The sequence below is a fragment of the Streptomyces sp. NPDC057697 genome (assembly GCF_042799335.1).
Classification (GTDB): domain Bacteria; phylum Actinomycetota; class Actinomycetes; order Streptomycetales; family Streptomycetaceae; genus Streptomyces.
On the sequence record NZ_JBHVJA010000045.1, the window covers coordinates 1 to 1,096 of the forward strand.

Annotated in this window: 1 protein-coding gene and 1 pseudogene; both read right to left on the reverse strand. The window is 64.9% G+C overall.

All coding sequences use genetic code 11. The annotated features are described in order from the left end of the window. Nucleotides 1–591: pseudogene (locus ACFVFH_RS35780) on the reverse strand (hypothetical protein); the annotation flags it as partial. Next, a partial coding sequence (locus ACFVFH_RS35785) for a hypothetical protein (protein WP_383777113.1) occupies nt 584–1,096 on the reverse strand: 513 nt, incomplete at its 5' end. The gene ACFVFH_RS35785 and the pseudogene ACFVFH_RS35780, both read right to left, overlap by 8 nt.

The following is a 1,096-nucleotide window of genomic DNA, read 5'->3' on the forward strand; positions in this document are numbered from 1 at the left end:
CCCCCATACCTCGGATGGACTCAGCCTGTTGAACTCATGCCGAGCATCCTTCTGCGGCCGAACCTGCGCCTCCAGGCGGACCCAGTTCTTCCGGCCGCAATGCCGGTACTCCGGCTGCTTGCCCTTCTCGTAGAGCCGCACACGCACAGGGCTTGTAGGCGCGCCTAGGTACATCGTGCGGCCATCGTCGGGGTAGTCCCAATCCCCTCGCCGCTCGCCCTTCAGCTTGAACTCAGCCTTAACGTCCAGCAGCACGCCCAGGTGCTGATCCCACGCCCCAGGCACGTCCACATCGTGGCAAGAGTCGACCCGGGTGCAAGCATGGTCTGGCACCTCATCGCGCAGCCTGGCGACCGTCCTGGTGGTGTCCTGCCCCTTCACCTCCAGCATCACCAGGTCGCGGTGCGTACCACCGAACGAGACCGCACCGACCTCGTCGCCGGTATGCTCATCCTTCACCGACAGCCGCCGCTCGAACCCGTGGAAGCCCCTCCCCTCCCTAACCTGACACCCTGAAAACCAGACCATTCCGAGGAACGTTTCGGGCTTCACAGCCCGCGAAGTCGCCGAGTAAGCGTCGAACTCAGGCATTTTTCCCCCCAACCCGCGCCACTGTTGGCTTTGTGGCAGTTTTGCCCTTCTTTTTCGGGGTGGTTACCGGGGTACCCGACCCCCGTGTTACAAGGGGGGTGGCATTCGCCTCCGCCAGCGCCCGACGCATCCCGCCGCGCACGATGCGCGAGGCCGGTGTCGCTGCCGCTCCATCCGTACCTCGCGCCCCGCCCGCGGCGACCTTGCCCTTACGCCGGCCAATCTGCTCCAGCTCCCCCACCAGGTCAGCCGTCTGCTCCTCGAACAGATCGCCAACGATGCCCGCCTGCTCCAGCAGCTTCGCGTGCGCATCCTCCAGGTTCGAAGCCATGCGCTCCTTGGCTTCCTGGGTGGCTGTCTTCGCCGTCTCCAGGATGGCCGCCATGCGCTCGAAAACAGGCTGAGACTGCTCCAGGATCTCCGCGATGATGGATGACTTGCTCTGGCCCGAAACGTCGCTCAAACGCTTCAGGATCGCGTCCATGGACGGCGTGAGCGTCACGGA